Here is a 1,632-nt window from a genome sequence, read left to right as displayed (position 1 = left end):
ACGCCTAACTCATGACTAGAAGCTCGCACAAGAGTGCGGCTTGCAGAAATCAATTAGAACTGTTAGAAAACCATCCGTTATTTACAGGTTTTTGTCCTCAGTGTGGTGCTGAATTTGATAGGGATTATGTCTCACGGGTTCACTGGGATTGTCATAACTGCGGCTGGATGGATGACAGTATTTGATTCTTAGGGGAAATTTACCAGTGGGTGATTAGGCGATAGCGTCAGCGCTGCTGCAAGCAGTTCGCAGATTTTACAATTTCCCTTAAGAAAATTCGGCGAAAAACTAAATATCAAACAGTGACAACTGACCCACAGAAACATTACTCTTACCACCCCTATGGTAACTTAGGTGACATCCAGCACACAGACAAACCAAGTTTTCAGGTCTATTATCAGAAGGGTTTCTGTTCCAGTGGTGAACCTGTAGATTGTAGGCACGGGGTTTAGTTAAATCAGTAGGTTTTTCACCAGGACGTAAGCAAACGCGACCACATTTGTAACAGCACCAATTAGCTTTTTCCTTGATTGATGTAGCTAATTCTTTCCAGTGCTTAGGATAGTCACTCATGATCACTATTGACAGAACATTATTATACCCAAGTAATATCAAGGTAACACACTTGATTAACTATACCCTTCATGGGCGATCGCCAATGGGCTAATTAATATCTATCATCTGTTAGTAAGAATGTATAACTGCTAGTATACCAAAACTTCCAGCTAGATTTCTGGGCAGTGATTAAGTCCATTATTTTAATATGAAATTCTATGACTAAAACTAATGCAGAAATTTTAGAACAGCTAAAACAGGCATCAGAGGGCTTGCTGTTTATGAGTGAGTCAGAGTGCGCTTGTGAGGTTTGTTTGTGGTCAGATGCAGCCGCAACACCTGAACAAGTTGTACAGCTGACAAATCACCCCCAAGATACGCCTGTGGAAGTCCAGGGGGTTGACGATTTTTTCAGTGTGGCCACAACAGCCCAAGATTGGCATTCCGCAGCAGAGAAGGAAACCGTCAATAAATTCCTAGCTCTTGTGCAGGTAATTAAAGCCAATCTGAGCAACCCACAAGTGTATCGCTTGGGTGAGATAGAGATTGATATTTATGTAATTGGTCAAACCCCTACAGGTGATTTAGCGGGGATTGCCACTAAAATTGTAGAAACTTAATTTGCTTAGAGATTATCAACTTTACCTGAAGGGGGGACAAAATCAGCTACAAGACAGACTCTATAAGCCTCATAGCTCTTAGACCTTGTTGATAATACTTGCGTTTATTGCGATTTAATTTCATTAACTCCGTGACTAAATCCATACAAACATCCTTGAAATTGACCCAAGTTTGACCATATAAGCCGATATAAAAACTACTATGTCTCCGTTCCGTTCGACCATGTTCTTTGATCCGAGCAATATATTTTTGTATTCCTTTACGTTTGATTTGTTGACCTTGAATTGTTGCAGAGGAGTAAGCGATCGCTATCAATAAAACTAGAGAAATAAAGCGTTCACCAGTTACATTAGTATCCTCTAAATTATAGCCTCCCTTCTTAAAATCTCTAAACATTTCCTCAATATCAAATCTTTGTTTATAGGCAGAAATAGCCAATTCTAAGGACTCAAAATT

The 1,632-nt window shown here is 39.8% G+C and carries 3 protein-coding genes and 1 pseudogene; 2 read left to right on the top strand and 2 right to left on the bottom strand.

Annotated elements, in window-relative coordinates:
* The first annotated feature begins 11 nt into the window (after positions 1 to 11).
* Positions 12 to 185, top strand: coding sequence for a hypothetical protein (locus tag ACM0OP_RS24060; protein ID WP_414530928.1), 174 nt, complete (start codon positions 12 to 14; stop codon positions 183 to 185).
* Between the two features lie 103 nt (positions 186 to 288).
* On the opposite strand, the gene ACM0OP_RS24055 is transcribed toward ACM0OP_RS24060, so the two are convergent.
* Positions 289 to 573, bottom strand: coding sequence for an HNH endonuclease (locus ACM0OP_RS24055; protein ID WP_414530927.1), 285 nt, complete (start codon positions 571 to 573; stop codon positions 289 to 291).
* A gap of 200 nt (positions 574 to 773) precedes the next feature.
* On the opposite strand from ACM0OP_RS24055, the gene ACM0OP_RS24050 reads away from it, so the two are divergent.
* A complete protein-coding gene (locus ACM0OP_RS24050; RefSeq protein WP_414530926.1) occupies positions 774 to 1,175 on the top strand; it encodes a nuclease A inhibitor family protein in 402 nt (133 codons plus the stop codon).
* A 46-nt stretch (positions 1,176 to 1,221) separates the two neighbouring features.
* On the opposite strand, the pseudogene ACM0OP_RS24045 reads toward ACM0OP_RS24050, so the two are convergent.
* Positions 1,222 to 1,632: pseudogene (locus ACM0OP_RS24045) on the bottom strand (IS4 family transposase); the annotation flags it as partial.

Source organism: Nodularia chucula CCY0103 (assembly GCF_963923915.1).
In the GTDB taxonomy this organism is placed as follows: Bacteria; Cyanobacteriota; Cyanobacteriia; order Cyanobacteriales; family Nostocaceae; genus Nodularia; species Nodularia chucula.
The sequence above is the reverse complement of the archived record's forward strand: the minus strand, read 5'-3'. Positions and strand labels throughout refer to the sequence as shown.